Origin of the sequence: Maribacter sp. PR1, from assembly GCF_028464145.1 — a bacterium.
Classification (GTDB): domain Bacteria; phylum Bacteroidota; class Bacteroidia; order Flavobacteriales; family Flavobacteriaceae; genus Maribacter.
Map to the genome: position 1 here is coordinate 1 of NZ_JAQPCG010000020.1, position 2,093 is coordinate 2,093.

Annotated in this window: 2 tRNA genes and 1 rRNA gene; all 3 read right to left on the reverse strand. The window is 52.9% G+C overall.

Going from position 1 to position 2,093, the window contains the following annotated elements:
- Nucleotide 1: 1 nt before the first annotated feature.
- The 3 genes from PP182_RS20980 to PP182_RS20990 all read right to left on the reverse strand — a co-directional run bounded on the left by PP182_RS20980 (nt 2) and on the right by PP182_RS20990 (nt 1,956).
- Nucleotides 2–75: transfer RNA gene (locus PP182_RS20980), tRNA-Ala, on the reverse strand.
- 116 nt (nt 76–191) lie between these two features.
- Nucleotides 192–265: transfer RNA gene (locus PP182_RS20985), tRNA-Ile, on the reverse strand.
- A gap of 160 nt (nt 266–425) precedes the next feature.
- A 16S ribosomal RNA gene (locus PP182_RS20990) occupies nt 426–1,956 on the reverse strand.
- Nucleotides 1,957–2,093 lie beyond the last annotated feature (137 nt).

Genomic DNA, 2,093 nt, shown 5'->3' on the forward strand with positions numbered 1-2,093 from the left:
GTGGAGAATATCGGAGTCGAACCGATGACCTCCTGCGTGCAAGGCAGGCGCTCTAGCCAGCTGAGCTAATCCCCCATATACTAGCAGTTAGCATATAGTAGTCGGTAGTCAGTACTTCCAACCACCACTCAACTTCTAGAATTTCCTTCAATATCTCATCCTCAATGAACGTAAGCCCTTTCGGGGCCATGTAGTCCCAGGCAGACTCGAACTGCCGACCTCTACATTATCAGTGTAGCGCTCTAACCAGCTGAGCTATGGGACTGTCCCTACTTCTACGGCCAGGGGCCATATCCGTATTTGTTATATATCGTTATTGCGGAGATTCCCATCGTAAAAAAACAAAAACATAAATCGAAAAAACGGGACCGAAGACCTCGTTGCGGAAGTCGAAGGGGACCGTCCCTAAAAGGGACAATCTCTAGAAAGGAGGTGTTCCAGCCGCACCTTCCGGTACGGCTACCTTGTTACGACTTAGCCCTAGTTACCGATCTTGCCCTAGGCCGCTCCTTGCGGTGACGGACTTCAGGCACTCCCGGCTTCCATGGCTTGACGGGCGGTGTGTACAAGGCCCGGGAACGTATTCACCGGATCATGGCTGATATCCGATTACTAGCGATTCCAGCTTCACGGGGTCGAGTTGCAGACCCCGATCCGAACTGTGACAGGTTTTATAGATTCGCTCCGCCTTGCGACGTGGCTGCTCTCTGTACCTGCCATTGTAGCACGTGTGTGGCCCAGGACGTAAGGGCCGTGATGATTTGACGTCATCCCCACCTTCCTCGCGGTTTGCACCGGCAGTCCCGTTAGAGTCCCCATCATGACATGCTGGCAACTAACGGTAGGGGTTGCGCTCGTTATAGGACTTAACCTGACACCTCACGGCACGAGCTGACGACAACCATGCAGCACCTTGCAAATTGCCCGAAGGAAAAGGTGTCTCCACCCCTGTCAATATGCATTTAAGCCCTGGTAAGGTTCCTCGCGTATCATCGAATTAAACCACATGCTCCACCGCTTGTGCGGGCCCCCGTCAATTCCTTTGAGTTTCATTCTTGCGAACGTACTCCCCAGGTGGGATACTTATCACTTTCGCTTGGCCGCCCAGGTCTCAAGGACCCGGACAGCTAGTATCCATCGTTTACGGCGTGGACTACCAGGGTATCTAATCCTGTTCGCTCCCCACGCTTTCGTCCATCAGCGTCAGTATATGGTTAGTCACCTGCCTTCGCAATCGGTGTTCTATGTGATATCTATGCATTTCACCGCTACACCACATATTCCGGCAACTTCACCATAACTCAAGACCGGCAGTATCAAAGGCAATTCTATAGTTGAGCTACAGACTTTCACCACTGACTTACCGGCCCGCCTACGGACCCTTTAAACCCAATAATTCCGGATAACGCTCGGACCCTCCGTATTACCGCGGCTGCTGGCACGGAGTTAGCCGGTCCTTATTCTTACGGTACCGTCAGTAGGGTACACGTACCCTTTTTTCTTCCCGTATAAAAGCAGTTTACTACCCATAGGGCATTCTTCCTGCACGCGGCATGGCTGGATCAGAGTCCCCTCCATTGTCCAATATTCCTCACTGCTGCCTCCCGTAGGAGTCTGGTCCGTGTCTCAGTACCAGTGTGGGGGATCCCCCTCTCAGGGCCCCTACCCATCGCTGTCTTGGTAAGCCGTTACCTTACCAACTAACTAATGGGACGCATGGCCATCTTCTACCGCCCGAAGGCTTTAACCGCGTCCCGATGCCGGATCGCGGTGCCACGGGGCATTAATCCAAGTTTCCCTGGGCTATTCCCCTGTAAAAGGTAGGTTCCATACGCGGTGCGCACCCGTGCGCCGGTCGCCGGCGGAAAAGCAAGCTTTTCCCCGCTGCCCCTCGACTTGCATGTGTTAGGCCTGCCGCTAGCGTTCATCCTGAGCCAGGATCAAACTCTTCATCGTTGTTCTTTATTTACTCGTCCCAACGACCCCCGAACTTGTCCACGGCCCCGATTCTCTCGATCTAATTCTTTATGTTTCTCTACCATCGCACCCCCATTTAAGGATACGACTCTCTCCACAATATTTCAATGAACTCC